Source organism: Bradyrhizobium canariense (assembly GCF_900105125.1).
Classification (GTDB): domain Bacteria; phylum Pseudomonadota; class Alphaproteobacteria; order Rhizobiales; family Xanthobacteraceae; genus Bradyrhizobium; species Bradyrhizobium canariense_A.
The window spans coordinates 243,133-268,787 of record NZ_LT629750.1 but is presented as its reverse complement, the minus strand read 5'-3'; the positions used below and the strand labels follow the sequence as shown (position 1 = coordinate 268,787).

General features: G+C 62.2%; 28 protein-coding genes. 11 read left to right on the top strand and 17 right to left on the bottom strand.

What is annotated here, in order from left to right; all coding sequences use genetic code 11:
- Positions 1–50: 50 nt before the first annotated feature.
- From cckA to flgB, 7 genes are all read right to left on the bottom strand, one after another.
- Entirely contained in the window at positions 51–2,603 is a 2,553-nt protein-coding gene (cckA, locus tag BLV09_RS01170; protein ID WP_146686029.1) for a cell cycle histidine kinase CckA, read from the bottom strand.
- Between the two features lie 156 nt (positions 2,604–2,759).
- Positions 2,760–3,836, bottom strand: a complete 1,077-nt coding sequence (flhB, locus tag BLV09_RS01165) for a flagellar biosynthesis protein FlhB (RefSeq protein WP_146686028.1) — start codon at positions 3,834–3,836, stop codon at positions 2,760–2,762.
- 12 nt (positions 3,837–3,848) lie between these two features.
- Positions 3,849–4,619, bottom strand: coding sequence for a flagellar biosynthetic protein FliR (fliR, locus tag BLV09_RS01160; RefSeq protein WP_100382766.1), 771 nt, complete (start codon positions 4,617–4,619; stop codon positions 3,849–3,851).
- 17 nt (positions 4,620–4,636) lie between these two features.
- On the bottom strand, positions 4,637–4,900 hold the full coding sequence (fliQ, locus tag BLV09_RS01155; protein ID WP_100382767.1) for a flagellar biosynthesis protein FliQ: 264 nt from the start codon (positions 4,898–4,900) through the stop codon (positions 4,637–4,639).
- Between the two features lie 80 nt (positions 4,901–4,980).
- Positions 4,981–5,292: a flagellar hook-basal body complex protein FliE gene (gene fliE, locus BLV09_RS01150; protein ID WP_100382768.1), complete on the bottom strand. Its 312-nt coding sequence runs from the start codon at positions 5,290–5,292 to the stop codon at positions 4,981–4,983.
- Between the two features lie 16 nt (positions 5,293–5,308).
- On the bottom strand, positions 5,309–5,740 hold the full coding sequence (flgC, locus tag BLV09_RS01145) for a flagellar basal body rod protein FlgC (RefSeq protein WP_100382769.1): 432 nt from the start codon (positions 5,738–5,740) through the stop codon (positions 5,309–5,311).
- Between the two features lie 23 nt (positions 5,741–5,763).
- Positions 5,764–6,162 carry a flagellar basal body rod protein FlgB gene (flgB, locus tag BLV09_RS01140; RefSeq protein ID WP_100382770.1) on the bottom strand — a complete coding sequence of 133 codons (399 nt, stop codon included), beginning with the start codon at positions 6,160–6,162 and terminating at the stop codon, positions 5,764–5,766.
- Positions 6,163–6,557: 395 nt separating this feature from the next.
- Between flgB and BLV09_RS01135 the strand changes: the two genes are divergently transcribed.
- From BLV09_RS01135 to BLV09_RS01125, 3 genes are all read left to right on the top strand, one after another.
- The gene (locus BLV09_RS01135) at positions 6,558–7,520 is read left to right on the top strand and encodes a flagellar biosynthetic protein FliO (protein ID WP_146686027.1); all 963 of its coding nucleotides are present in this window, start codon (positions 6,558–6,560) and stop codon (positions 7,518–7,520) included.
- Positions 7,517–8,269, top strand: a complete 753-nt coding sequence (fliP, locus tag BLV09_RS01130) for a flagellar type III secretion system pore protein FliP (protein ID WP_100382772.1) — start codon at positions 7,517–7,519, stop codon at positions 8,267–8,269. The genes BLV09_RS01135 and fliP overlap by 4 nt, the downstream gene beginning before the upstream one ends.
- Before the next feature lie 507 nt (positions 8,270–8,776).
- Complete coding sequence (locus tag BLV09_RS01125) at positions 8,777–9,397, top strand: NYN domain-containing protein (RefSeq protein WP_146686026.1); 621 nt, start codon at positions 8,777–8,779, stop codon at positions 9,395–9,397.
- A 51-nt stretch (positions 9,398–9,448) separates the two neighbouring features.
- Here BLV09_RS01125 and BLV09_RS01120 read toward each other — a convergent pair whose 3' ends face one another.
- The 6 genes from BLV09_RS01120 to fliL all read right to left on the bottom strand — a co-directional run bounded on the left by BLV09_RS01120 (position 9,449) and on the right by fliL (position 16,621).
- Positions 9,449–9,685 carry a hypothetical protein gene (locus tag BLV09_RS01120; protein WP_146686025.1) on the bottom strand — a complete coding sequence of 79 codons (237 nt, stop codon included), beginning with the start codon at positions 9,683–9,685 and terminating at the stop codon, positions 9,449–9,451.
- Positions 9,686–9,775: 90 nt separating this feature from the next.
- Complete coding sequence (locus BLV09_RS01115) at positions 9,776–13,561, bottom strand: tetratricopeptide repeat protein (RefSeq protein ID WP_146686024.1); 3,786 nt, start codon at positions 13,559–13,561, stop codon at positions 9,776–9,778.
- Between the two features lie 104 nt (positions 13,562–13,665).
- Positions 13,666–14,469: a MotE family protein gene (locus tag BLV09_RS01110; RefSeq protein WP_146686023.1), complete on the bottom strand. Its 804-nt coding sequence runs from the start codon at positions 14,467–14,469 to the stop codon at positions 13,666–13,668.
- A complete protein-coding gene (locus BLV09_RS01105) occupies positions 14,466–14,909 on the bottom strand; it encodes a DUF6468 domain-containing protein (RefSeq protein ID WP_100382778.1) in 444 nt (147 codons plus the stop codon). Before BLV09_RS01105 ends, BLV09_RS01110 begins: the two co-directional genes overlap by 4 nt.
- Complete coding sequence (fliM, locus tag BLV09_RS01100; protein ID WP_100382779.1) at positions 14,906–16,108, bottom strand: flagellar motor switch protein FliM; 1,203 nt, start codon at positions 16,106–16,108, stop codon at positions 14,906–14,908. Before fliM ends, BLV09_RS01105 begins: the two co-directional genes overlap by 4 nt.
- An 18-nt stretch (positions 16,109–16,126) precedes the next feature.
- The gene (fliL, locus tag BLV09_RS01095) at positions 16,127–16,621 is read right to left on the bottom strand and encodes a flagellar basal body-associated protein FliL (RefSeq protein ID WP_100382780.1); all 495 of its coding nucleotides are present in this window, start codon (positions 16,619–16,621) and stop codon (positions 16,127–16,129) included.
- A 365-nt stretch (positions 16,622–16,986) separates the two neighbouring features.
- On the opposite strand from fliL, the gene flgF reads away from it, so the two are divergent.
- The 5 genes from flgF (at position 16,987) to BLV09_RS01070 (ending at position 21,440) form a co-directional block, all read left to right on the top strand.
- Complete coding sequence (gene flgF, locus BLV09_RS01090; RefSeq protein WP_100382781.1) at positions 16,987–17,748, top strand: flagellar basal-body rod protein FlgF; 762 nt, start codon at positions 16,987–16,989, stop codon at positions 17,746–17,748.
- Positions 17,749–17,772: 24 nt separating this feature from the next.
- The gene (flgG, locus tag BLV09_RS01085; protein ID WP_100382782.1) at positions 17,773–18,561 is read left to right on the top strand and encodes a flagellar basal-body rod protein FlgG; all 789 of its coding nucleotides are present in this window, start codon (positions 17,773–17,775) and stop codon (positions 18,559–18,561) included.
- An 11-nt stretch (positions 18,562–18,572) separates the two neighbouring features.
- Positions 18,573–19,646: a flagellar basal body P-ring formation chaperone FlgA gene (gene flgA, locus BLV09_RS01080; protein ID WP_146686022.1), complete on the top strand. Its 1,074-nt coding sequence runs from the start codon at positions 18,573–18,575 to the stop codon at positions 19,644–19,646.
- A 5-nt stretch (positions 19,647–19,651) separates the two neighbouring features.
- Positions 19,652–20,404, top strand: a complete 753-nt coding sequence (flgH, locus tag BLV09_RS01075) for a flagellar basal body L-ring protein FlgH (RefSeq protein WP_100382783.1) — start codon at positions 19,652–19,654, stop codon at positions 20,402–20,404.
- A gap of 709 nt (positions 20,405–21,113) precedes the next feature.
- Entirely contained in the window at positions 21,114–21,440 is a 327-nt protein-coding gene (locus BLV09_RS01070) for a hypothetical protein (RefSeq protein WP_146686021.1), read from the top strand.
- 81 nt (positions 21,441–21,521) lie between these two features.
- Here BLV09_RS01070 and BLV09_RS01065 read toward each other — a convergent pair whose 3' ends face one another.
- Complete coding sequence (locus tag BLV09_RS01065; protein ID WP_146686020.1) at positions 21,522–22,307, bottom strand: 2-keto-4-pentenoate hydratase; 786 nt, start codon at positions 22,305–22,307, stop codon at positions 21,522–21,524.
- A 262-nt stretch (positions 22,308–22,569) separates the two neighbouring features.
- On the opposite strand from BLV09_RS01065, the gene BLV09_RS01060 reads away from it, so the two are divergent.
- On the top strand, positions 22,570–22,773 hold the full coding sequence (locus tag BLV09_RS01060; protein ID WP_146686019.1) for a hypothetical protein: 204 nt from the start codon (positions 22,570–22,572) through the stop codon (positions 22,771–22,773).
- Positions 22,770–23,165, top strand: coding sequence for a DUF1801 domain-containing protein (locus tag BLV09_RS01055; protein ID WP_146686018.1), 396 nt, complete (start codon positions 22,770–22,772; stop codon positions 23,163–23,165). Before BLV09_RS01060 ends, BLV09_RS01055 begins: the two co-directional genes overlap by 4 nt.
- Before the next feature lie 336 nt (positions 23,166–23,501).
- On the opposite strand, the gene dksA is transcribed toward BLV09_RS01055, so the two are convergent.
- Together dksA and BLV09_RS01045 are read right to left on the bottom strand one after the other, a co-directional pair.
- Entirely contained in the window at positions 23,502–23,867 is a 366-nt protein-coding gene (dksA, locus tag BLV09_RS01050) for an RNA polymerase-binding protein DksA (protein WP_100382788.1), read from the bottom strand.
- Positions 23,868–24,083: 216 nt separating this feature from the next.
- Entirely contained in the window at positions 24,084–24,695 is a 612-nt protein-coding gene (locus BLV09_RS01045) for an NAD(P)-dependent oxidoreductase (protein WP_146686017.1), read from the bottom strand.
- A gap of 110 nt (positions 24,696–24,805) precedes the next feature.
- Between BLV09_RS01045 and BLV09_RS01040 the strand changes: the two genes are divergently transcribed.
- Positions 24,806–25,177, top strand: coding sequence for a winged helix-turn-helix transcriptional regulator (locus BLV09_RS01040; protein WP_146686016.1), 372 nt, complete (start codon positions 24,806–24,808; stop codon positions 25,175–25,177).
- Positions 25,178–25,208: 31 nt separating this feature from the next.
- Here the strand turns inward: BLV09_RS01040 and BLV09_RS01035 are convergent, their stop codons facing one another.
- Positions 25,209–25,622, bottom strand: coding sequence for a flagellar assembly protein FliX (locus BLV09_RS01035; protein WP_146686015.1), 414 nt, complete (start codon positions 25,620–25,622; stop codon positions 25,209–25,211).
- Positions 25,623–25,655 lie beyond the last annotated feature (33 nt).

Sequence of the window (25,655 nt, the reverse complement as noted above, 5' to 3'; positions counted from 1 at the left end):
CCTCGGTCGCGGGCATGCGGCAATCGGGCGGGTTGTACCGGCGCGCTCCCTTAGGAGGACGCCATGGTTTCCTTCACCTTCGCAACCAGCGCGCTGAGCGCGAACGGTTTTGCCAGGAAGTCGAACTTCTCGTTCTCCTCGAGGCTCTTTGCAAAGGCGTCTTCGGCGTAGCCCGAGACAAAGATGATCTTGAGGTGGGGATTACGCGCGCGCAGCTTCCTCAGTAGCGTTGGGCCGTCCATTTCCGGCATCACCACGTCGGACACGACGAGATCGATCGCGCCGTCTTTTTCTTCGAGCGCTTCCAGCGCCTCGATGCCGTTCGAGGCCTCGATCACCGTGTAGCCGCGCGAACGCAAGCCGCGCGCGTTCAGCGAGCGCAGGCCCTCTTCGTCTTCCACCAGCAGGATCGTTCCCTGCCCGGTCAGATCGGCCCGCGGCTTCGGTTCGGCCGCCGCTTCCCTGGCCGCTGCTTGCGGTTCTTGCTGGGCTTCCTGCTCGGCAAGATGACGCGGCAGGAAAATGTGGAAGGTGGTGCCTTTGCCCTCTTCGGAATCGACATAAACAAAACCGCCGGTCTGCTTGACGATGCCGTAGACCGTCGACAGCCCGAGGCCGGTGCCCTTGCCGACTTCCTTGGTCGAGAAGAATGGTTCGAAGATCTTGTCGACGATCTCGGCGGGAATGCCGGTGCCGGTGTCGGCGACGTCGATCCGCACATAGTCCGCCGGTGGCATTCCCTTGTAGGACAGCCTTTCGGCTTCCTGCGCCGTAACATTCGCGGTCTTGATCGTCAGCTTGCCGCCCTCGGGCATCGCGTCGCGCGCATTGACCGCCAGATTGACGATCACCTGCTCGAATTGCGAGACGTCGACCTTCACCGGCCAGAGATCGCGGCTGTGCACCGGATCGAACTTGACCTTCTCGCCGATCAGGCGGCGCAGCAGCATGGTCAGATCGGACAGCGCGTCGCCGAGATCGAGCACCTGGGGCCGCAGCGTCTGCTTGCGCGAGAACGCCAGCAACTGCCGCACCAGCGTCGCCGCGCGCGTCGCGTTCTGCTTGATCTGCATGATGTCCTGGAACGACGGATCGGTCGGCTTGTGCGCGTTCAGCAGGAAGTCGTTCGCCATCATGATGGCGGAGAGCACATTGTTGAAATCGTGCGCGATGCCGCCGGCAAGCTGGCCGACCATGTCCATCTTCTGGGACTGGTTGATCTGGTTCTCGAGCGTTCGCCGCTCGGTGGTCTCGAGCATGTAGACGATGGCCGCCTCGGTCTCGCGCTCGTCAGCTTCGACCGCGGTGACGAAGAACTGACCCCAGCGTTCCTTGGCCCCATCGAGCATCGCCTCGACCGGTGCAATATCGCCCTGTCCTTCCGCTGCCTGATTGATGGCTGCGATCAGCAGGCTGCGGTCGCGGACGTTGACCGCCCTGAAGATCGACTTGTTGGTGGCCGCTTCCAGGCTCAGGCTTTGCGCAAGCTTGGCGAAACGCGCATTGGCCCGAACCACCGTGCCCGAACGGTCGACGGTTGCGATCGCCATCGGGGTATGATCGAAAAAGCGCATGAAGCGGATTTCGGCCGCGCGCTCCGGATCGGAACGATCGTCGCGCGCGCGGCTGATCACCAGCGTGCGCGATGCGCCGGGCACGCCGTCCGCGCCGAAGGCCAGCTTGTGATAGAGCCGCGCCGGCATGGTCTTGCCGCCGCGCATGCGCAGATCGATGTCGAACACTTCGGTTTTGACTTCACCCGGCACCGCCACGATCGAGGTCAGCAGCGAAGCGCCGTCGCCCGACACGATGTCGGTCAGCTTCAGGCCACCCGATCCGATCTCCGCCAGATCGTGGTCGAGCCAGTTCGCAAGCGTGGCGTTGACATAAACCAGCTCGCCGGCGGGATTGACCGAGAAGAAGCCGCACGGTGCATGATCGAGATATTCGATCGCGTGCTGCAGTTCCTGGAACACGTCCTCCTGCCGCTCGCGGTCGCGCGTGATGTCGGCGATCGACCACACCGCGTATCTGGCTTCCCGCTTGCGCTCGCCGAGCGGCCGAACCCGCATCCGCAGCCAGCGGCCATGCGCGCCGCCGGTGCCGGCGATACGGACCTCCTCCTGCTGGCGCTTGCCTTCGCGCGCCGCCTTGAGCAGGCGGAATACCGCTTCCGACACATCGGGATTGCCGATAAAGACCCGCTCCACCGGCCGCACGTCCTGCGGGCTGGCCGCCCCCGTCAGCGCGAGATAGGCCGCGTTGGAATAGACCACGTGACCGCGCGGATCGGTGACCGCAAGCCCATCGAAAGCATGATCGGCGATACGGCTCATCACCGGGTCCTCGGCGGTGCGATCCACGAAACGGATAATGCCGGCGGCGAAAGCGAACAGGTTGAACAACCCGACCATCGCCAGCAGCGCCAGCAGACCAAGGATATAAGGCTGCGCCTGCGCCCGCCCGATGGTCATGAGCACGACCGCGGCCGCGACGATCCCGCCGGCCACCAGCAGCACCAGAACGATGCTGCCGCTTCGCCGCGCCGGCTCATGGGCCGGTATCGGCGGGTGGGTCGGATCGTGGTCGATATGGACGGTCATGAGAGCGGGAGCGGCCTGTCAACATGGACATGACGCGCTGTTCGCGCGCAGGTTCCTGAGTGCCTGAATCGGACCGGCAAGCGCAAGTCCGTCAGGCGGCTATTTCGTGTTTTGCGGCTGTTTCCCGTACCTTTTCTCCCGATTCTTCGCTCCGATTCACGCCCGCTGGCCCGAGAACCCGCGCCTGAGGCCCATGACGTAGCCGATGACTTCGGCGACGGCATGATAGTGTTCCACCGGGATTTCGTCGTCGATTTCCACACTCGCATGCAGCGCTCGCGCCAGCGGCACGTTCTCCACGATCGGGATGTCGTGCGCCTTGGCGATCTCCCTGATCTTCAAGGCGATCAGATCGACGCCCTTGGCCACGCAGATCGGCGCCGCCATGCCGCGCTCGTAGGAAAGCGCCACCGCGTAGTGGGTCGGGTTGGTGATGATCACGGAGGCCTTGGGAACCGCGGTCATCATGCGCTTCTTCATCCGCGCGTGGCGCAACTGCCTGATCCGGCCCTTGATGTGCGGGTCGCCTTCGGACTGCTTGAACTCCTCCTTCATTTCCTGCAGCGACATCTTCTGCCGCTCGTACCACTGCCGGTATTGGAAGAAATAGTCGGCGATCGCGACCACCGCGAGCATCGCGACCACCGAACCCAGCAGGCGCATCGTCAAACTCGAGATCACGCTCAGCATCGTCTCCGGACCGAACTGCAGCATCGATTCCAGGCGAAGGCGCTCCGGCCACAGAATCGCGGCCATCACTGCGCCGAGCGCGAGCAGCTTGAAAAGGCCCTTGCCGAAATTCGCGGCCGCCTGCTTGCCGAACACCCGCTTGAATCCGGCGGCGGGAGAGATCTTGCTGAAACTGGGTTTGAGCGACTCGCCGGACCAGACCAGCCGATGCTGCAGCATGTTGCCCGCGAGCGCCGCGATGACGAGCATCAGGAACGGCACGCCGAGCGCTGCGAGCAGCATGTATTCGAGGCGCTGCCCCAGCGCCAGCAGGCCGGGCCCGTCGACGCGGACCATCCATGCATTGGCGATCAGGTTACGCAGCGGCATCTGAATTCCGCCGATCGATCCGGAAAACGACGACAATACCAGCGTGGCGCCGGCGATCATGAACCAGGTGTTGACCTCCTGGCTTTTCGCGACGTCGCCACGGTCGTGGGCCTCATCCAGACGTTTTTGCGTAGGGTCTTCTGTTTTATCGGACGAGTCGCCTTCGTCGGCCATCGATCAGGACTTTCAGTTCAGCGGCGTCAAATCGTGCATGACGCCGTTAAAATAATTGAGGAACGTTCCCATCATCGCCACGAGAACCAGCGAGAAAATCAGGAAGCCGGCGAGAATCGACAGCGGCACGCCGACGAAATAGACCTGCATCTGCGGCATCAGCCGCGCCAGCACGCCGAGCCCGATATTGAACACCAGGCCGAATACCAGAAACGGCGCCGACAGCTGTATCCCGATCCTGAAGGCGGCGGCGAAGGCACGGGTAGCGAGCGCGGCGATGTCGCCGCTCTGCGTCAGATCGCCGGGCGAAAAAATCGCGTAGCTGTCATTGAGCGCGGCGATCACGAGATAGTGGCTGTCGGTCGCGAACAGCAGCGTCACGCCGAGCATGGTGAGGAAGTTTCCGATCAGCACGCCCTGCTGGCCCTGGGTCGGATCGACCGATGTGACGAAGCCGAGTCCCATTTGCTGGGCAATCACCGCACCTCCGACCTGCAACGCGGAAAGTGTCACCCGCGCGGTGGCGCCGAGCACGATGCCGACGATGATTTCGTGGATCATCAGCACCAGCACCGGATTCATCGACTGCAGGTCGATCTGATAGGCCGAGCGGTGCAACGGCAGGATGATCAGCGTCAGCAGCACCGCGATCGCAATCTTGATGCGAGCCGGAATGTTGGATTCGCCCAGCCCCGGCAGCAGCATCACCATCGCGCCGACGCGGGCGAATACCAGCATGAAGGTCGCAGCGAGCGCTGGCAGCAGGGAAATATCGGCGTGCATGGTCTATGCATAGTGCATCAACCACCTATGATTCGCGACGATATCCGCATCATCTCGCTGTGTAACGCGTCCGCCATGAACGGCAGCGCCAGCAGCAGCGTGCCGAAGATCGCCAGGATCTTCGGCACGAATACCAGTGTTTGTTCCTGGATCTGTGTCAGCGCCTGGAACAGCGACACCACGACGCCGACGACCAGGCCGACAACCATCAGCGGCGACGACACCACGACGATGGTCCAGATGGCCTCGCGCGCCACATCGAGGGTTTCAGCACCGGTCATTTTTCTGTCTCACTCGGTTTGATTACGTTGGTCATTCGGGTAGGCTCGCAGAGCCGGCCCGGAATGACGGCATTTAGAACTCAGATCGCCATTTTCATGATGTCTTCGTAGGCCGAGATCACCTTGTCTCGCACCGAGACCAGCGTCGATATTTTGACATCGGTCTCCGCCACCGCCGTCACGACGTCCATGACATTGGCCTTGCCGGTCGCCATGGCGGTCGTCTGCTGGTCGGCTTGTCGCCCGCCATCTATGACGCTTCCCATCGTTTCCTTGAGCAGGTCGCCAAACGAGGGGCCTCCCGCGTCGCCGGAACTCTTGGCCGCGACGCCCGGATCCATCATCCGAGCGGCGTTTGCGTAGGCATTGGCGGCAATTGTCGGTGAAGCCATGGCTCAGATTTCCTGTTCAGGATTTGAGAATGTTAAGCGTGAGCGAGATCATCCGGCGCGTGGCGCTGATGATGTTGAGGTTCGCCTCGTAGGATCGCTGCGCGTCGCGCATGTCGGTCATTTCGATCAGCGGATTGACGTTGGGATATTTGACGTTGCCGGTCGCATCCGCCGCTGGATTGCCGGGGTCGTACTTGACCCGAAACGACGTCGGATCGGCCCGCACCCGGCCCAGCGTGACGACCTGCGCATCCAGCGTGCGATCGAGCTCGGAGGAAAAGGTCGGCACCTTGCGGCGATAGGGATCTCCGCCGGAGGTCTGCGAGGTGGAATCCGCGTTGGCGATATTTTCCGAGATCACCCGCATCCGGCCCGCTTGCGCGCGCAGGCCCGATGTCGCGATCCCCATCGATCTGGCGAAATCTGCGATGACTTGACGGTCTGCCATGTTGCTCTCTCCCTAATGCGGCCTCAGGCCTTGCCGATCGCGGTCTTGAGAAGATGCAGACTGCGGCTGTAGAGCGAGGTCACGGCGGCGTAGTCCATCTGATTGGAGGAGACCTTGAGCATCTCGTCTTCGAGATTGACGGAGTTGCCGGCGGGCCGCGTCTCGAAGCCGACCTTGCGGTTCTGATCGAAGCTGTCCGGAGCGCCCGACGGCAGGATATGAGCGGCGCTGGTGCGCATCATCGCCAGCGGCCCGTCAACGTTGGAGCCGGAGGCGTCGAATTTCGGTTCCACCAGATCGCGCGGCTTGAAGTTCGGCGTGTCGGAATTGGCGACATTTTCGGCAAGCACCCGCTGGCGCTCCTGATGCCACTGCATTCTGGTACGAAGCGCCGCCAGGCCAGGCAGGTCGTTCATGGACATTGCAACCGCGCTCCCCGTTTCTTGTCAGGCAGGTCTTGTCAGACAGGACGCCTCAGGTAGGCAGAATTTGCCGCCTGTATGGTTAACAGCGGGTTAAGACGCGTTGCGTGGGGCGGGATAGGCTCTTGAGACGAGATCGTTCCCCGGGGCCGAGGAGCGCATTTTCGCCACGAATGCTCCGTTAACCACCCCGGTTAACGAGGCGTGGGGATGCGAGAAGTCATTTTGGCCCAGCCGATTCATGGGTTATTAAGATATCGGGACGGCAGATCTTGCCTTGGGATGTTAAGAGATTGGGCTAGACTCAGACTTCGTTCGCCACTTGTTGTGCGCTGCCGATCAGCGTGCGACGAACGAGAAATCTGAAGAAAGCGCTATTTGCCGGGGACCGGGTAATGCAGGCACTGACATTTTTTTTCGCGTTCGTGGCCGTTCTGGCGTTGATCGGCGTTGCCGCCTGGGCAGTTCGCCGATTCGCCGGCAACCGCCTGGGTGCCAACACCAATCGTAGCCGCATGCCCCGATTGGCGGTAATCGACGCCGCGGCCGTCGACGGCCGGCGGCGGCTGGTGCTGGTACGGCGCGACAATGTTGAGCATCTCCTGATGATCGGCGGCCCGACCGACATCGTCGTGGAACCCAATATCGTGCGCGCCACGGCGGCACGGGATCAGATGTCGCCGCGGCCCGCCGGTGGTACTGAACCACCGTCCCGAATCGCACCGCTGCCGGACGCCGTTGGTTGGAGCGACGGCGAGGCTCCGAGGTCCGACACCTTCGATCTTCCGGAACTGCAAATGCCCGAGCCGCCTCCGCGGCCGGCCCGCCCCGCTTTTGCCGACGAGGTTCGACGTCCTGCACCGGCGCTTTCGGAGCGACGCAATGATCCTTTGACCGGCTTCACACCGGAGCCGCTCGGCGGCCGTCCGGAGGCGCGGCCCGAACCCCGACCCGAACCGATTCCGTCGCGGGTAACGCGTAACGAACCGATGATGCCGCGCCCGGCGCGCCCAACCGAAGCGCCTAAAGCGCCCCCGATTCGCACCGAACGTCCCGCGGCGCCGCCGGTGGCAATCGTGCCAACACCGGCCACACCGCCCCTGTCGGCGGCCGATCAAAATCTCGCCGAGATGGCGCAGCGGCTAGAGGCAGCGCTGCGCCGGCCGGGTGGCGAAACCGGCGAACAGCGCGTTGGCGCGCCGCCGGTGGCGCCCGAACCGCCGGCGAACCGGCCCGCTCCTCCCCGCAGCGAGCCGTCGACCGCACCGCCCGCTGCCGCGCCGTCGCCGAAGACCGGCTTTGAGAATCTGGAAGACGAGATGGCATCACTGCTGGGCCGTCCGAAGTCCCCTTCGTGAGATCGGCGTTCCTCCCGCGTAGAGTTTTATTTTTTGTCACACTGATAGTCGCCGGATCGCTGGCTCATCCGGCGTTGGCGCAGGATATCAGTATCAATCTCGGCCAGGGCAATGGCGGCGTCACCGAGCGCTCGATCCAGCTGATCGCGCTTCTGACGATTTTGTCGGTTGCGCCTTCGATCCTGATCATGATGACGTCGTTCACACGGATCGTCGTCGTATTGTCCTTGCTGCGCACCGCGATGGGCACTGCGACCGCGCCGCCGAATTCCGTGATGATCGCGCTTGCGATGTTCCTGACGGCCTTCGTGATGGGACCGGTGCTGCAGAAATCCTACGATGATGGCATCAGGCCGCTGGTCGCGAACCAGATCGGCGTCGAGGAAGCGCTGCAGCGCGCATCGGTGCCATTGCGCGGCTTCATGCTGAAGAACGTGCGCGAAAAGGATCTGAAACTGTTCATGGACCTGTCGGGCGAACCACCGCCAGCCACGCCTGATGTAACGTCGCTTCGGATTCTGATACCGGCATTCATGATCTCCGAGCTGAAGCGCGCCTTCGAGATTGGCTTTCTCCTGTTCCTGCCCTTCCTGATCATCGACCTCGTGGTGGCATCGGTATTGATGTCGATGGGCATGATGATGCTGCCGCCGGCCGTGGTGTCACTGCCGTTCAAGCTGATTTTCTTCGTTCTGGTCGACGGCTGGTCGCTGGTCGCGGGCAGTCTGGTGCAGAGCTACGGCGGATAGCGGGCGATTAGGCCCCGAGCTGCGCTGAAGACACATCCGCTTTGCGGCCGCGCAATCCCGCCGAATCCCTCATGTGAGCTAAAGCACACATGGACCCATCAGCGCATTTTGCTTTTTGGGCCTTGTATCGATAATTGTGGCTTATCGATCGCTTGACGTTGCCTCGGGATGTTGCCCGGACCGGTTCGGTTTGTCCGTGAACTGTCGCCAAAAAGCATTTTTGGCCTTTAACAGCTCGGCCCAGGCTTGGGCCTCCCCCAGCCAAAAATGCTCATTTTCCTCTTGCAGCTTTGCATGCTGCCGACAAAAGACCATCATTGCCTTAAAATAGGCTGCGCTATCGTCCATTACGGTGATACCCCGAGCCGGCCATGCCGACAGTAATGATCGCCGGCAGGGTCGTTTTATTCCCTAGTCTCCCGAATTAAGTAACGTTTCAGGGCATTTAGGTTCAACGCGTCAACGTCGCGATCCGCGCATGGTTCGTTCACATTTTGGGTATTTCTCATGTCCTCGCAATCCAACAGAATCGCGCTATTCATCGATGGCGCCAATCTCTATGCCACCTGCAGGGCCCTCGGATTTGATGTTGACTACAAGCGGCTTCTCAAGGAGTTCGAGGGGCGCGGCACGCTGGTGCGGGCTTTTTATTACACCGCGATCATCGAGGATCAGGAGTTTTCCTCGATCAGACCGCTGATCGACTGGCTCGACTACAACGGTTATTCGGTCGTCACCAAGGCCGCCAAGGAATACGTCGACGCCAGCGGCCGGCGTAAGGTGAAAGGCAACATGGACATCGAGATTGCGGTCGATGCGATGGAGCTCGCCAACCACGTCGATCAGATTGTGTTGTTCTCCGGCGACGGCGACTTTCGCTCGTTGGTTGAAGCTGTGCAGCGCCGTGGAGTTCACGTGACCGTGGTTTCATCCTTGTCGGTCAAGCCAGCGATGATCGCCGACGAATTGCGTCGTCAGGCCGACATCTTCACCGATGTGCTTGAGCTTCGAAGCAAGATCGGCCGCGATCCCGCCGAGCGTCAAGTATCGCGCGAACAGCGTCAAACGCCGGCTCGCCGCCCAACTGCCATGGCGCCGCATGTTTCTGGTCAGGAATCCGCCGACTGAGGCGGCGCTTCAAGCATCCTGCCGCAGAGTTATGGCGGATAGGCCAGCGCCCTACCCCTTCACATCGTATTGCTTGCTAAGATGGTCGCCGATCTGCACCAGCATCGCCACGCATTCGGGATAGCCAGGCTTTGCAGCCGTCGTCTCATCCGCTCCTGCGCGGAATTCCCAGGAATCGCCCGAGCGCAGAACGGAGATGACAACTCCATCCGGGCAGTCGACATGGACGTTCAGCTCTGCCCTTGCCATCGCGACGAGTTCGGCTTCGGATTTGGCGGGCTTGCTCATGACGGCGCGTTCCTGTGCACGGTTAGGCGGTACAGGTTGCCGTTTCGGCGAGCCTCTGTCGAGGGGATGACTGCGGCGCGTGGCGCAGCGTTACCTCGCCGCGCCGACCCGTCTCACTCCGACGATCTCGGGCAAGGAGCCGGTCGGGAGCGGATCGGCCTTCTGGGTTTCGGGCTGCAGCGCGGCGGCCTTAGCGGCGGCGTCCGGAAACCGCGCTTTCATTTCGCGCAGGAATCCATCGAGCGTGTCGACGCTCGCCGCCATCTTCGCGATCTGGGTGAATTCGGAGCTTGAGGCGGCGGCCGGCTTGCTGGCGGTCTCGAAGGCGGCGCGGTCGGCGTCGCCGCTCATCAATGGCGCATATTTTTCACGGAAGCGCGCCATGCCGATGGCGTCCTCCGCCAGCGCGTATCCGACCACGGCGCGGATCACGTCGCCCTTTTCCGCCGGATTGAGCGGTTTGAAGTCGCGCCAGCGGTCGCCATAGTACAACTCGATCTGCTCGGCCGACTCGCGCCAGCGCCGTGCCGCCCAATAGATGTCGGAACGCAACCGGATCGCCTCACGGCCGTTGATATTCGAGATGATGTCGAGCGCAAGGTCATGACGGCCGACGTCGCTTTCCGCCCGCGCTTCCAGCAGCAACCGCTGCTGGCGCAGTTCGCCCGACAAATCGGAAATGCGCGTGGTGCGAAGCGCTGATATCGCGCGATCCGGCTTGCGGTTGGTGAGATAGACCATCGCAAGGCGCGCCGCCACCTGTGCCCGCGCAGCGCCTTCGAGCCGGTGATCGACTTGATATTGCAAGAGCTCGCTGGCCTGATCGAGCAGATCGACTGCGACCAGCCGATCCGCCAGCCGGCGGATCATTTCGTCGCCGCGCCGTCCGATCGGCGTCAACTCGCGGAATTCGTAAAACAGTCCGAGCGCATCGACCGGCGGAAGATTGTCGCCTTTCGATCCCAGGAAGATATCCGAGAACAGCGCGGCCGACGCGTCCTGGCCCTGGCGCGATACTTCGGAATTGGGATCGAGCTTGGTCGCGGTCCGAGCCGCGGCGAGTGATTCGCCGTAGCGGCCGGTGTCGGAATAGATGCGCGCCATCATTTCCAGCGCCCTGACGTCGAGGCCGTCACCGCGCCACATCACTTCAAGCGTCTCCAGCTGGCGCAATGCGTCGGCCTGGCTGATCTCGTTGCGCTTCTGGAGCAGCGTGATCTCATCGATCTTGCCTTCTGCTGCGGCGGCGCGATCCGAAGACTCGATTGCAATCCTGTAGTCGCTCAGCGCGTCCTTCTCATGCCCAAGTGCCTCGGCAAGCCGGCCGCGCATCACCGAAATCGCAGGCCTGATCTCCGGCGTAAGACCGACGACTTCCAGATCGCTGGAGCGTTTGTCGGCGCCGGAATAATCCTTGACCTCGAGCGATGCGCGCATCACGTCTGATATGACGACACGCTGCAGATCGATCGGCAGCGCGGTGATGGCGAATTCCACGTTCTTGAACTTCTCGCGCGCCTCCACCCATTTGCCCTGCCGCGCGTAGGCCATCGCCTTCCACAACTGCGAATCGTACTTGGTTCCGATCGCCGGATTGGCGAGGTCTTTGACCCCCAACGCGGGACGGCCCATCAAGATGCTCGCAGCCGAATGCAGCACCAGCGCAACCGGATCCTCTGAGCCCGGCTTGGCGTCCGCCAGCGCAAGATCGAGAACGCCCTTGGCTTCCGGATATAACCCACGCGCCAGATAGAAGCGGGCCAGATCGATCCGCGCCGGTGTGCGCTGGTCGGGCTCCGTCGCCGCCAGGGCCTGGATCAGCGCCCTTTCCTTGACGATGAACTCTCCCTCCCGATTTTTGCGCCATTCGTCGACATCGAACATCGGCCGGGCTGCGGTCGGGGCGCGCTCCGCTTTGACGTCGACCGGTGACAATGTCAGGCCGCCAGGCCTGCTCAGGGTGATCTTGTCCGGCGCGATCTCGGCGGTGATGTCATCGGCGTTGGGACGAACCGCAACGCCGTGAATCGATTCAAGCAGCGACAGCTCGACAAAATCCTGCCGCTTGATGAAGCCGCGAACCGGCGGCGTCGCCGTTATCACCATCAGGGTGTCGCCCGCTTCCGGGTCGACCAGCCGGTGCAGGCGTCCTGTTTTCGACAGCGGCACCTCGACGTTGGCATGCGTAGGATTGGAAACGTTTCGCGTCACCGTCAAAGGCTGCGTCGGCGTCTGCATCGTATCGGCGAATGTGAGTGTCCAGTTCGCATTGCCTGCCTGATCGCCGCTGGTCAGCGACGGCATTTGAGGACGGTTGAGCCGGATCCGGATCGCCTGCCCCGTGTCCAGCGGCACCAGCTTGACCTCGGCGATAATGGCGCCGACATTGCTTCGGATCGGCTCAATGTCGATCGGTTTGGTGGCGTCGAAAACCATCCACACGGTATCGGCGCGGCGAAACAATGCCGCTGGCGTCGCCGCGGCAAAGGAAAACGTCACATGCAGGCCTTCGCTGTCGCGCACGGCCTTGACCTGCGTGGTGCTGTCGGCGGGCGCGGCCTCAGGCAGAGGCGCGGACGCAGCGGCGCTGGCTGGCGCAGCCGGCACCGGGGCCGGCGTTTCGCTCGCCGAACGCTCGGCGCCCGGTGTTTCGGATGCGGCTGGATTGATCTTCGGCATCACCGGTACCGGCGCGGGCGTCTCGCTTGCGGGCGACACAGCGCTCTGCGTCGCAGGCGCGGGAGGGGCCTGCGGCGCCGCCTCGGGCTTGATCTCGATACCCGCCTCTTTGGCAAACTTTTCCGACGTCAACGGCTTCGCCTCGCCGGCCTGCTGCGGCGCCTTATCGGCAGGCTTTTCGGACATGGCTGGCCCAGCCGCCGGCGGCACGGCGGGCGCTGGCGCGACTGAAGCCGCCGCGGCCGGTGCGACAACGGATGATGCCGGGCTTGACGACGCTGAGGCGGATGGCGCCGGAGGACGGGACGCATCCGCAACCGGCAACAGCGCGGATGGTTTTTCGGATGGCTGGAACGCCACGTCGACAATGTAGTTCTTGTCTTCGCGGAAGGAATGGACGTCGACATCGCCGATCAGCAAGACTTCCACCGCAGACGTGTCGCCTTCGACCTTCTGATTGATGGACGCAATGTTCGGCGGCGCCGCGACCTTGGCATCGGCCAGATCGAAATTGAGCACGGCGTTGAACACCAGCGTCAGTTTCTGGTCGTTCAGCACGGACGAGACGCTGACGCCGTCAGGCATTTCGAACACGAAACGGACGAAGGTCGGCTGGATCAAGGCGCGGACACGAATGGGGGGACGCTTCTTCGCCGTCTCCGCCGCACGCTGCAAACGCAGCGCGCGCTCGGCCGCACGCGCCCGCTCGGCCAGTTCGCGGATCACGTCCTGCGGAAGGCTGGGAGGTGGCCCGGTCCATGTGTCAGGCAACAGATCGACGAATATCCGCTCGCCGGCCGACATCGTATTGATGGTGACCCTGCGCGCCAACGACAGCCGGATCGCCATGCCGTCCGGATCTCGCCGCGCCGAGCCGATATAATCGGGCACTGAATCGGCGATCGTGTCGATCGGAATGTCGACCGGGTGTTTGAACCGGATCACGAGAATGGAGCCGGCCGTCGTCACCTCGGAATCGACGTCGTCGGCCATTTTGAGCACCAGCCGGGCGTAGCCGTCGGCGGCCGCAAACGTGGCCTCGCCCTTGACCGGATCGGTCTGGCAAATGGCTGGTGTCATCGATCCCAGCAGGATCAGGACGGCCGCGAACGATGACCGTCCGCTCAGGCAACGCCGGACGTTCCACGCGGATGCGCGGATGAGCGACCAAAATCCAGCGGCTGCCGTTCGCGCCATTTCCGAAGGGTCTCTCGGTTCACCGACCTGATCGCCAGCGGGGCACCCTCGCCCGCGCTTTCGAATCTAGAATTGGCGATTTAAGGACTTGTTAAATATCCCGGCTAATTGAGCTTTTGCGGCAGTACCTTGCCTTCGATTTTGGGAAGCTCGCCGTCGGAGGCCGATGGACCCGAGCCGGCGCGGCGGGCCATTTCGGTCGTCAGCCGCTCGGCCACATCAGGCGACATCAGGCCGAGAATATCGGACATCTTGCGCGGCGCGATCTTCGAGGCGATCTCGAACAGCACCGGCATTTCGAGCCGGTCGAACACCTTGGCCGCGTCCTTCGGCTTCATGCTCTCGTACATGGTGACGATGCCCTTGAAGCGTGTGGCATCGGCTTCGGTTTTCTGCTCGGTCGCAGCCGTAATGCGGGACTCGGTGGCCTTCAATTCCTCGACACGCGATTCAACGCGCTTTTCGGCGGCCTTGAGCAGGCTTTCGCGAATGTCGATTTCGCGCGCGCGTGCGTCGAGCTCCTGACGCCGCGATTGCAACCGCTCGAGGATCGCGCGCTCCGACGGCGATACCGGCTGCTGTTCCTGCGTGGGAAGCATGACGGTTCCGTCGGGCTTCGACGGTTCGGCCGCGGGCGCATCGGGTTTGGGCGCGCCCTCGTTCGGCTTGTCGTCTTTGGGCTTTTCGTCCTTGGCCTTTTCATCGACCGAGCCGGTGATGTCGGCAGGATCGGGCTTGTTCGTCGGAAAGTTGAGGTTGTCCTGCGCCCAGGACCGCTGGGTCGATTGCGGATCATAGTCGAACACATATCCGCCATCGATCACGAGGCCGGCGATCTTCACAACGGCAAAGCCGAAGATCGCAACCATGACCACCGGAATGACGCGAATGTCCCGAAAGGATTTCATGCAGCGAGGCCGTTAGACCTTCTGCGGTCGGAAAATGCCTGGGCGGCCGCCGCGATGGCCTTGGCGCTCGACGCATTGGGAGCCTCGGGCTCAGGTGCGGTTTCAGACGAAGGCCGCGCGGCAGTTGCGATCCTGGCCAGCCTGCGAACGACGTTGTCGCCCTCGGCGAGCTGCTTTTTCAGCTGCAGCGATAGCTGGGTCGCGGCCGTCAGCTGGTTGCCCAGATTCTCGTTGACGTCGCGAACCGTGTGCTTGAGGCCGCCGATGGCACGCTCGGCGATTTCGGTCGCGGTGATCAGTTCCGCGATCGTCGCCTTCAGCGAACTCTCATCCGCCTTTAAGCGCTTCAATCGCTTGTTCAGCAGCATGCAATAGCCGATTGTAAGTATTAGCAATGCAGCCACAAGGCTCTCGATCGCCATTCCTAATGAGTGACTCATTGGGCCTCCATCAATTTGGTTTGCTCGTCAGCCTTCTCGAACATCGCGAAGGTGGTATTCGGCTTGCGCAATTGCTTGGTGACGCGGATGGCGACGCGGTCGCCGACCCGGCCCATCCGCCCCTCGGTCAGGGTGACGTTGCCGCAGCGCACCGCCACCAGCGCGTCGGCGCGCATCTCAAGCGGCAGGGTGTCGCCGACTTTCAGTTTCATCAGCTGCTTGAGCGGAATGTTGGCCTCATAGAGCACGGCGTCGACCGAGATCTCCGCCTGGGCCACTTCGGTCGCGAAATGGCCTTCCCAGATCGGATCGCGGCCGAATTTTTCGCCCATGAACATCTGCAGCAGCACGCTGCGGATCGGCTCGATGGTCGCATAAGGCAACAGCAGCTCGATATTGCCGCCGCGATCTTCCATGTCGATGCGCAGCCGCACCAGAATGGCGGCGTTGGCGGGCCGGCTGATCGCGGCGAAGCGCGGATTGGTCTCCAGCCGGTCGATCGAGAAGGTTACCGGGGACAACGGCCGGAACGCCTGCTCGGCATCGGCCAGCACGACTTCGACAAGGCGTTTCACCAGATTGGTTTCGATGGTGGTGTACGGACGGCCTTCGATCCGCAGCGAGGTCTGGCCGCGGCGGCCGCCGAGGAGAACATCGATCATCGAGTAGATCAGGCTCGAATCGACTGTCGCGAGACCAAAATTGTCCCATTCCTCGGCCTTGAACACGCTCAGCACGGCCGGCAGCGGGATTGAATTCATGTAGTCGCCGAAGCGCACCGAGGTGATGCGATCGAGCGAGACTTCGACGTTATCGGAGGTGAAGTTGCGCAAGGATGTCGTCATCAGCCGGACCAGCCGGTCGAACACGATTTCGAGCATCGGCAGACGCTCGTAGGAGACCATCGCGGAATCGATGATCGCGCGAATGCCGGAATTGTCGTCGACATTGACATCGCCGACGTTGAAACCGAGCAGGTTGTCGATTTCCTCCTGCGACAGAACTCGCTCGCCGCCGTTCTTGCCGCCGCCGAAATCGCGGCCGCCGTCCTCGACCATCGCGGCCCATTGCAGCGCCATGGTTTCGGAGAGTTCATTGGCGGCAGCCGCCTCCGCGGCCTCCGCGGGATCCTCGGAATCAAGCGAAGCCTCCCACTGGGCTGCGATTGCATCCTGATCGACTTGATCGTTGTCCGCCATGGTTCTAAATCCGTCTCGTCACTGAACGACGACTTCCTTGAACAGCACAGCGCTGACTTCGTTCGGCGAGACCGCCAAGTTGACCCGCCGGGTCAATTCTTCCTTCATGCGAAACAGGCCGGCGGAGCCGTTCAGGTCGCTCGCCCGTAGCTCGCGCAGATAGGTCTGGAAGATATCGGTGACGCGCGGCAGGTTGGGTTTGATCAACTCGGCCTGCTTCTCTTCCTTGACCTCAAGCGTCAGCTTCACCTTGAGGTACTGGATACGATCGCCGGGATTGCCGGCCAGATTGACCATCATATCCGGCAGTTCGACGAAGGCCGGCGGCTTGGGAGGCGGCGCCTCCGCATGCACCTCTTCACCGTGATGACGCAAGAAGAAGAACCAGCCTGCGCCGCCGCCGAAGATGACGAGCACGCCAACCGCGGCGATAATCAGCTTGAGCTTGCCTTTCGGCTTCGCGCCGGCCTCGGCTTCCGCCGCGCCGCCCTCTGCCTGTTCGGTCTCTGCCATCCCCGCCCCACCCGGTTTCGCAAATGAATTCGATGACGCCGGACAGACTTAGGACGCGATACAATGCCGCCAGCGCACATGCGCTCTCTAAAGGTGACGCTAAGGTAATAATGGTTAACGGAATCTTTCGTTTACCTGGCAGGTAGGAAAAAACTGCCGGGCAAACATGGTCAACAAGACCTTATTGCCGCCCCCTCGCGCCCCTGCGCGACAGCTAAGCCATTATAAAATCGATATTTTCCGAACTGGCACGGCTTTCGCTGTGTTTGTTTGCGAACCGCAGGCTTGGGAGAGCCGGTGGTTCGCAGCATCCGCAAACCAGCCTGGGAGGGTTGTGATGCGGATCATTCAGGGGAGAACTATCGATGGAGAACGCGCTTCTCATCGGACTTTCGCGGCAAACGGTGTTGGAGCGGCAGCTCGACGTCGTCGCCAACAACATCGCCAACGTCAACACTGCAGGTTTCAAGGCCGATCAGTCCCTGTTCGAGGAATATCTGATGCCGGGCGCGCACGAGGATAACTTCATCGGCCGCGACCGCCGTCTGAGTTACGTCCAGGACCGCGGCACCTACCGTGATTTTTCGCAAGGCCCGTCCGACCAGACCAAAAATCCGCTGGACCTCGCCATCGACGGCAACGGCTTCCTGGTGGTGCAGACAGGCGCCGGCGAACGCTACACCCGCGACGGCGGCCTTCAGCTCAACAGCCAGGGCCAGCTTGTGACGGCCACGGGCAATCCGGTGCTCGGCACCAGCGGACCGATCGTGTTTCAGTTGACCGATCACGACATCAACATCGCACCCGACGGCACCGTTACCGTGCAGGAAGGTACCGGCCGGACCGACTCGATACGCGGAAAACTCCGGCTCGTAAGCTTTCCCGATGCACAGAGGCTGCTGAAAGAGGGCTCAAACCTCTATTCGGCGGGCGAAGGCGCAGCCCAGCCGGACACCAAGTCGCAGGTGCAACAGGGCTACATCGAAAAATCCAACGTCAACGCGGTGGCCGAGATGAGCCGCATGATCGAGGTGACGCGCGCCTACACCCAAGTGTCGACGATGCTGCAGCAGGAAAGCGACCTGCACAAAACAGCAATCGAAAAACTCGCCGACGTTCCGTCCTAGTAAAGTCCATTCGGGAGACAGCACATGCAAGCACTTCAGACCGCAGCGACCGGAATGGCGGCCCAGGAACTCAGCGTCCAGGTCATCGCGAACAACATCGCGAACATGCAAACCACCGGTTACAAGAAACAGACCGCGGCATTTCAGGATCTGATCTACCAGCACATCCGCCGCGTCGGCGCGCAATCATCCGATCAGGGCACCATCCTGCCGATCGGTATCGATATCGGCGGCGGCGTGAAGACTGTCGGCACGCCGCGGTCGATGACCCAGGGAACGCTGTCGCAAACCGGCAACGATCTCGATCTCGCGATCACCGGCGAGGGATTCTTCAAGATTCAGATGCCGGACGGCACCTTTCAATACACGCGGGACGGCACTTTCCAGATGGATAACCAGGGCCGTATCGTCAACGCCCAGGGCAATCTGGTGCAACCCGCGATCACGATCCCGCAGAACTCTTCGGGCCTGACGGTGAACCCCCAGGGCCAGGTGTCGGTAACGCTGCCGGGTTCGACGACGTCGACGATCATCGGCCAGATCGGTCTGACGCGATTCATCAACAAGGCCGGGCTGCTGCCGGTCGGCAATAACCTGTACCAGGACACGCCCTCGTCGGGCCCGCCGCAGGACGGCCTCGCCAACGCCGAAGGCTACGGCAGCATCACGCAGGGAAGCCTCGAACAGGCCAACGTCGACGTCGTTTCCGAGATGTCCAACATGATCGCGGCGCAGCGCGCCTACGAAATGAACGCCAAGGTGATCAGCGCTGCCGACCAGATGCTGCAAACCACCTCCGCGCTATTCCGGTGATGGGGCTGATCATGATCGTTCGCTCCATTCTGCTTGCAAGCGCCCTGCTCATGGCCGCCACCGCGACCGCGTTCGCCCAGAGCAACGACGACGCGATCGCGGCTCCGGTGCTTCGCGCCGACGTCACCGTGACCAGCGACGTCGTGCGGATCGGCGACGTCATCGACAATGCCGGGACGGCCGCGCAAATCGCGATCTATCGCGCGCCCGACCTCGGCACGACAGGCTCGTTGCCGACCGCGCAGGTGCTTGCCGCGTTGCAGGCGCATCAGGTGATCGGCGTCAACACCAAGGACATCAAGGCGGTCTCCGTGACGAGGCTATCGCGCTCGATCGAGGCCCAGGACATCCCGCAGCAGGTCGCCCACGCGCTGGAACACCGCAGCGGCCTCGGCGACGCCGCCAACCTGACGCTGACATTCGATCGCGACCTGCAGGATGTCCAGCTCGACGCCACCTATACCGGCAACATGCAGCCGGTCTCGACCCGGTTCGAGCCGCGCAGCGGCCGCTTCGATGTCAGCTTCGAGATCAGCAGCGATAGCAACGTCCCGGCGACGAAACTGCGCTTCACCGGCACGGCGATTGAAACCGTGGAAGCCGCCGTGCTGGCCCGCAGCGTCGAGCGCAACGAGGTCCTGAAATCCTCCGACGTCATCGTCGAACGGCGCCCGAAAGCCGAAGTCGGCGGCGACGCCGCCACGCGCAACGCTGTTGTCGGGATGCAGATGCGGCGACAGCTTCGCGCCGGCCAGGCCTTGCGGACCGGCGACGTCACCAAGCCCGACCTGGTGCAGCGTGATGACAATGTCACCCTGATCTACCAGGCCGCCGGTCTCTATTTGACCATTCGCGGCAAGGCGCTGGACAGCGGCGCTGAGGGTGACGTCGTCAACGTGAACAGCCAGCAATCCAAGCGCACGATCTCCGGCGTCGTGATTGGCCGTGGACAGGTCGCCATTACGGTCGCAACGCCCCGTCTTCCTTCAGCGTCAGATACGCCCATCAACGTCGGGGCTGCTGAAACCGCACCGGTTTCGGTTGCCGCCAGCAACAGTTCCTCAGTCGCTCCAAAAACCGAGTAACGTTCATGTACGCTTCCAGTATCCGTCGCCTTGCACTTACCAGCACCATGCTGACCGTCGTCAGCCTTGCCGGCGGCTGTTCTTCGATCGACCGTCTTTCGCAAATCGGTGAGCAGCCGAAGCTCTCGGCGATCGAAAATCCGACGGCGCAGCCCGGTTACAAGCCGGTGCAGATGCCGATGCCAAAGCCGGAAGCGGTTTCCTACAATGCCAATTCGCTGTGGCGGAACGGCTCGCGGTCATTCTTCAAGGATCAGCGCGCCCATCAGATCGGCGACCTCCTGACCGTCACCGTCAACATCACCGATCAGGCCAATTTCGCCAACGAGACCCAGCGCAGCCGCAGCGACACGGACGATTCCGGCATTACCGCCTTTCTCGGAAGCAACTTGCTGACCGGGAAGACCACGGCTCTGCCCGGGCGCCTGCTGACCGCCGACGCCTCTTCGTCGTACGACGGCAAGGGCTCGATCCAGCGCCAGGAAAGCCTCACCACCAACATCGCCGCCGTCGTCACCCAGTTGCTGCCGAACGGCAACATGGTTGTCGAAGGCAAGCAGGAGATCCGCGTCAATTTCGAAATGCGTGAGCTGATCGTCGCCGGCATCGTGCGCCCGGAAGACATCCAGAGCGACAACACCATCGACTCCAGCAAGATCGCGCAGGCCCGCATCGCCTATGGCGGCCACGGCCAGATTACCGACATACAGCAACCGCGCTACGGCAGTCAGGTGATGGACATACTGTTACCGTTCTAGGCGGCATGATCCCGAAACGTGGGAACCGGTTTTCGGAAAACGATCATGCCAAAATAGAGATTTAGAGAGCTCCCACATCTCATCGCGAACCTAGGCGCAGTGAGATGTTCTACGCGGCCTCCGTTAGCTCCCCTGACGGAGGCCGCAGCTTTTTCAATTGGATCAAATGGAATGACGGCCGATGCTGCGAGCGGCCGCGACCGGCTGCATTTATTCGATCAGGAAATATTGTCGTCGCTTCTCGCGCTGAACGCAGTTCATCGCGCGATCGGCGGTTTTTACGTTGGCGGCGCCGTACAGCGTTACCCTCACCGAGAATCCGGAAGGCGTGTTGTCTCGGATGATCTGAATGCCGGCGACGGTCGCGCATCCTGGCCATGACCTGACCGACTCAAGGCACTCTTTTCGGAGTGCCCCATAGCTTATGCCGACCGTTTTGAATCTCACCGCAGCCGCCAAGTGCCCCAGACAAGTGCCCCCAGCGAGAATCGAAGGTTAAGGCGAAATGCTGACACACCGCTGACAACCAACAGGTCGGGAGATGACCGCAGACGGGCCTGATTTGCAGCTTTGAGCTTTGCGTGGTCGACCATGGCAGTGCCGCTATCTCCGGCAACGCGCCACCGGCCCGGTTCCATCCCCTTGGCCCGCTGGATTCGGAACCGTTGCGAGCTGCCGGAATTATTCCTCCGCTACATTGGAGCGGAACATGGCCTCACAAAAACTTGCATTTTTGGTCGTCGCCCTCGTTGCCTTCACAGCCCCTGCCGCCGCTCAAACGGGCGGTGGGAGCGCCGGCGGCACGGCGAGCACAGCGACCACAACCGGTGGGACTTCCACTGAATCACTCACCACTGGATCGGGACGAGGGTCAGCGCAGCCGGGCAGTTCCGGCGATCGACAGGACGGCATCAACGCCGACGGCAGCATCGGCCAAACCGGGAAAGTGGGTACCTCACTGAACGGAAAGCCGATCGGCTCTCCGGGCTCCGGCCTGGGCTCGCCCGAGGATTCCGTCGGCGCCATCGCCAAGTAATCCGACCGCGTTCGGCTGCCTGGAATAGTTTGGCTGGATCAATCGGCAGGCTTCACGTGCTGCCGACGCGAACAAGATCGCTCAGGCGAAAGCGGCATGCACGGCGCCGAGCCCCGACAGATCCATCGTCACCTTGTCGCCGGCGTTGAGCCATATCGTCTTCACCAGGCTGCCGGTCAGTACGATCTGACCCGCGCGCAGGCCTTTGCCTTCCTCCGCAAGATGGTTGGCAAGCCAGGCCAGCGGATTGTGCGGATGGCCGAGCACGTCGGCGCCAGTGCCCCGCCCTACTTCCGCGCCGTTGATCATGGCGCGGCCGACCACATCAAGCAGATCGGGTGCGGCCGATCTCGCCACAGGTTTTCCGAGCACGCAGCCGGCGGCGTAGAAATCATCGGCCACCAACGTCGGCGCGCCGAGGGTTTGCCAGTCGACATAACGCTCATCGACGATCTCGATCGCCGGATGATAGGCCTCGACCGCGAGCGCGACCGTGTCCGCGGTGAACGGCGCCTGCGACGGCGGCAGATCGTGTCCGAGCCGCACCGCGATCTCGCATTCGACGCCGACACGAACGAAATCGCCGTGACGCAGCGCAATCCCGCTGTCATGAACGCCTTTGGCGAACACACCGCCGCCGCAGGGATGGGGAATGCCGAGATATTGCTGCATCACCGCGCTGGTGCAGCCGATCTTGTAGCCGACCATGGCGCCGACCTGAGGCAGCAACAGATCGTGGACCGCGCGTTGAATGCGGTATCCCTGCGCTTCGTCGTGCGGGGCGATATCGGCTGAAAGCGCGCGCAGCGGCGTGCGGTTGCGGCGGGAAGTGGCGATGATCTGTGCGGCCGCAAGTATTTTATCCATCAGCCGCCATTCCCAATGCAGGTTCGAACTAGCGACAATTGAGCACCATGTCCGGCCTTTGACAAGCGCGTCAGGACGATACGTTTGATTGCCTTTGCGCTGGACGAACGCCTGATTTTGCCGAGCTGGGCAAAGCGTCCCGCAGTTCAGGCGCGCGCATCGCTGATGACCGCAAGCGCATCGCGCCATGCTCGCGACAGTTGGCACAAACAAGACGGCACCTGTGCGGTGACAGCGAACCCTTTACACCTGTGCGGGCGGATTGAGCGACGAATTCCTGAAGAAGAAACTCGGGATCGACCCGAAGGATCTGCATTCTGAATTGAGTGGCTCGTTCCAGGAATTGCGATTGGATCTGGGCGGAATGCAGGAGCAGATTCCGGCCTCATGCAGGCTGGCGCGGATGATGGGTGATTGGTACCTTCGCAAGACAGAAAAACAGCCGAATGAGGTGCAAGCACCATGAAAAAGAGCGCAACGACCAAGGGCGAGTCCCCTTCCCGGCTGATCGACGCACGGATCAAGGAACTGGACGACTGGAGAGGCAAGACACTCTCCCATGTCCGCGCGCTCATCAAACAGGCTGACCCTGAGGTGGTCGAGGAGTGGAAGTGGCGAGGCGTCCCGGTCTGGTCTCACGACGGGCTGATCTGCACCGGCGAGACGTACAAGAGCGTCGTGAAGCTGACTTTCGCCAAGGGCGCTTCGCTCAAGGACCCTTCGGGACTATTCAATGCCAGCCTTGAAGGCAACACCAGGCGCGCGATCGATCTCCATGAGGGTGATGAAATAGATGAGGCTGCCTTCAAGACACTCATACGCGCCGCTGCAGCCCTGAACAGCTCACGAGCCCGATAGTCGAATCCGGCGTCTGATGAGTTGGGCGCCTAACCCGGCTGCAGTATTCGAGAGCTCGGTCCGAACCACTTCGAGGATATCTTTTTAGCGTCGTTGAATTGCGCTTGGCGCCGCTCGCCTCTTCAACGCTTGTTCGGGCGTCTTCGTGGTTGGCGAATGTTGATTGCTTCGTCGCGCCAACCGGAGCCGGCGCGGTGCTCGGCGGAGAAGAATTTTATGGGTCAGGCCGGATTGACCTAACGACGATCAACCGACGCGTTCTTCGAGCGTGATCGACTCGCTGTTACTGCGTCGGCACAAGACAGCGCCGCGTGTCCGTCTTCGCGGCGACGTCGCCTACTCGTCGCGATAGACCTTCTCGCGCTTCTCGTGGCGCTCCTGCGCTTCGACCGAGAGCGTGGCGATCGGGCGGGCTTCGAGCCGCTTCAGCGAAATCGGCTCCCCGGTCTCTTCGCAATAGCCGTAGGTGTTGTCCTCGATGCGCTGCAGCGCGGCATCGATCTTGGAGATCAACTTGCGCTGGCGATCGCGCGCACGCAGTTCGATCGCGCGATCGGTCTCAGAGGATGCCCGATCAGCTAGATCAGGATGGTTGACGTTCTCTTCCTGGAGGGTCTGCAGCGTGATGCGCGATTCCCGCAGGATCTCGTCCTTCCACGCCAGCAGCTTGGCGCGAAAATAATCGCGCTGGCGGTCGTTCATGAAAGGCTCTTTTTCGGAGGGTCGATAATTTTTCAACTTTTCCAAGGTCAGCCTATCTGTGCGTTGAGGCGGTCGAAAAAGGGTCCGTCCGCGCGCGCCTTATATAGCGGCGTCATGTGACAGACAATATCGGCCCTTCCAAAAGAAGCTCCGTCCCCAAGGACTTAACGCTGCCCTGCCCCGGCTGTGGCCGCATCAAGGCAGCCCCCTGCTCGATTAATAGCCAACCGTGAAACGCCCGCGGATATGGGCTGGGCGTTCGATTTCGTCGGCGAGTGCAACTGCGAAGTCCTCGAAGGAAATCCAGCTTTTTCCGTCCGGCGCGGTCAGAAGCTGATCGGTCCCAAGGCGGAACTTGCCGGTTCGCTCGCCCGCCGTGAACAGGGCGGAAGGCGACAGGAACGTCCAATTTAGTTCCTTTTGCCGCCGAAGCAGGTCGAGAAAGACAGCGCCTTTCTCCGCCTCAGGCTTGTATGCCACGGGGAACCCTGGCGTCGTCACCAACGGGACGCCGGGGGCCACTTCGAGGCTGCCGGCGCCGCCAACGACGAGATAACGGCCGACCTTCGAATCACTGGCAGCCGCGATCAGTTTTGCCGGGTCGCTGTCGAGGAAGTGGACGGAACTGACGGCGACGTCGTGACCGGCCAGCAGCTTTGCCAGGGAACCCGGATCCATCACGTCGCCCCGCTTGGCAACGACGTTTGGCCGTGGCGCGATTTTCTCAGGGTTACGAACGATGGCGGTAATGGCATGGCCGCGGCGGGCAAGCTCGGCAACGATGCGCGAGCCGGCATTTCCCGACGCGCCGATGACTGCGATTTTCATGAGGGGGCTCTCTTTCGGCTTTCTGGTATCTAATAGTGACTAGATATCAAAAAGATTGTAGGTGTTAAGAGAGCACTTTGAAGTCACCTGATTACGCCGGAGTAACCGCCGTGAAAGCCCCCAATGCCTATTCGGCCGACTGCCCGACCCGCCAGATCCTGGATCGCGTCGGCGACAAATGGGCGGTGCTGATCCTGTTGCTGCTGAGGGAAGATCCGATGCGGTTCAATCGGCTGCGCCGCACGATCGAGGGCATCTCGCAGAAGATGCTGTCGCAGGTGCTCAAGAGCCTCGAACGCGACGGCCTCGTGCGCCGGCGCGCCATCGCAACCGTTCCGGTAACGGTCGAATATTCGATCACCCCGCTCGGCGTGACATTAGCCAAAGCGGTCGATCCGCTGCGCGATTGGGCCGAGTGCCATCTCAAGGAGGTGCTGGCGGCGCAACGCCGCTACGACGGCCAGACCAAGGCAGCCGCCTGAACGGACACCAACAGAGCCTGGAACCTGCGGCTTAGAACTGCCCGGCCTTGGCGAGTTCCACTTCGACCCGCAATTCGATCTCGGACAACACCGCATCCAAACCGGGATCGCCGGACGAGGATTTGAGGTTGGCGGCGGCGTCGCGCAGCCGGCTCACTGTGGAAGCATTGAGACTGCCGGACAACAGTCCGATCTTGAGGTCGTCGAGCACGTCAAGCGCGCCTTTGCCGCGCTGCACCGATCGCTTGCGCCGCTCGGTCGGATCCTCGATCCCCTGCAGCGCCAGCAACGCATCGATATTCGCCGTCGCCTTAGGCGCGCTGAGCGCCCGGCTTTCGGAGGCCGATGCGGTATCTTCCGGCAAGGCGAAGCTGCTCGAGCTGGTTCGCCTTGTGCTCGAAGCGGGAGACCCCAGGGTGGTGCCGTTCGGTCCGTAAATGCGCATGGTGCTTCTCGCTGTATGCCGCGAGCTTCGCCC

What these genes read in the sequence shown, in the direction of transcription:
- BLV09_RS01070 (WP_146686021.1), top strand. Translation starts at nt 21,114, where the DNA reads ATGGCCTCACAAAAACTTGCATTTTTGGTCGTCGCCCTCGTTGCCTTC.
- BLV09_RS01055 (WP_146686018.1), top strand. Translation starts at nt 22,770, where the DNA reads ATGAAAAAGAGCGCAACGACCAAGGGCGAGTCCCCTTCCCGGCTGATC.
- fliM (WP_100382779.1), bottom strand. Translation starts at nt 16,108, where the DNA reads ATGGCGGACAACGATCAAGTCGATCAGGATGCAATCGCAGCCCAGTGG.
- BLV09_RS01045 (WP_146686017.1), bottom strand. Translation starts at nt 24,695, where the DNA reads ATGAAAATCGCAGTCATCGGCGCGTCGGGAAATGCCGGCTCGCGCATC.
- BLV09_RS01035 (WP_146686015.1), bottom strand. Translation starts at nt 25,622, where the DNA reads ATGCGCATTTACGGACCGAACGGCACCACCCTGGGGTCTCCCGCTTCG.
- flhB (WP_146686028.1), bottom strand. Translation starts at nt 3,836, where the DNA reads ATGGCCGACGAAGGCGACTCGTCCGATAAAACAGAAGACCCTACGCAA.
- BLV09_RS01125 (WP_146686026.1), top strand. Translation starts at nt 8,777, where the DNA reads ATGTCCTCGCAATCCAACAGAATCGCGCTATTCATCGATGGCGCCAAT.
- fliL (WP_100382780.1), bottom strand. Translation starts at nt 16,621, where the DNA reads ATGGCAGAGACCGAACAGGCAGAGGGCGGCGCGGCGGAAGCCGAGGCC.
- fliQ (WP_100382767.1), bottom strand. Translation starts at nt 4,900, where the DNA reads ATGACCGGTGCTGAAACCCTCGATGTGGCGCGCGAGGCCATCTGGACC.
- BLV09_RS01110 (WP_146686023.1), bottom strand. Translation starts at nt 14,469, where the DNA reads ATGAAATCCTTTCGGGACATTCGCGTCATTCCGGTGGTCATGGTTGCG.
- flgG (WP_100382782.1), top strand. Translation starts at nt 17,773, where the DNA reads ATGCAAGCACTTCAGACCGCAGCGACCGGAATGGCGGCCCAGGAACTC.
- BLV09_RS01120 (WP_146686025.1), bottom strand. Translation starts at nt 9,685, where the DNA reads ATGAGCAAGCCCGCCAAATCCGAAGCCGAACTCGTCGCGATGGCAAGG.
- flgF (WP_100382781.1), top strand. Translation starts at nt 16,987, where the DNA reads ATGGAGAACGCGCTTCTCATCGGACTTTCGCGGCAAACGGTGTTGGAG.
- flgC (WP_100382769.1), bottom strand. Translation starts at nt 5,740, where the DNA reads ATGGCAGACCGTCAAGTCATCGCAGATTTCGCCAGATCGATGGGGATC.
- BLV09_RS01135 (WP_146686027.1), top strand. Translation starts at nt 6,558, where the DNA reads ATGCAGGCACTGACATTTTTTTTCGCGTTCGTGGCCGTTCTGGCGTTG.
- flgA (WP_146686022.1), top strand. Translation starts at nt 18,573, where the DNA reads ATGATCGTTCGCTCCATTCTGCTTGCAAGCGCCCTGCTCATGGCCGCC.
- fliE (WP_100382768.1), bottom strand. Translation starts at nt 5,292, where the DNA reads ATGGCTTCACCGACAATTGCCGCCAATGCCTACGCAAACGCCGCTCGG.
- flgB (WP_100382770.1), bottom strand. Translation starts at nt 6,162, where the DNA reads ATGTCCATGAACGACCTGCCTGGCCTGGCGGCGCTTCGTACCAGAATG.
- flgH (WP_100382783.1), top strand. Translation starts at nt 19,652, where the DNA reads ATGTACGCTTCCAGTATCCGTCGCCTTGCACTTACCAGCACCATGCTG.
- BLV09_RS01115 (WP_146686024.1), bottom strand. Translation starts at nt 13,561, where the DNA reads ATGGCGCGAACGGCAGCCGCTGGATTTTGGTCGCTCATCCGCGCATCC.
- BLV09_RS01105 (WP_100382778.1), bottom strand. Translation starts at nt 14,909, where the DNA reads ATGAGTCACTCATTAGGAATGGCGATCGAGAGCCTTGTGGCTGCATTG.
- fliR (WP_100382766.1), bottom strand. Translation starts at nt 4,619, where the DNA reads ATGCACGCCGATATTTCCCTGCTGCCAGCGCTCGCTGCGACCTTCATG.
- dksA (WP_100382788.1), bottom strand. Translation starts at nt 23,867, where the DNA reads ATGAACGACCGCCAGCGCGATTATTTTCGCGCCAAGCTGCTGGCGTGG.
- BLV09_RS01065 (WP_146686020.1), bottom strand. Translation starts at nt 22,307, where the DNA reads ATGGATAAAATACTTGCGGCCGCACAGATCATCGCCACTTCCCGCCGC.
- cckA (WP_146686029.1), bottom strand. Translation starts at nt 2,603, where the DNA reads ATGACCGTCCATATCGACCACGATCCGACCCACCCGCCGATACCGGCC.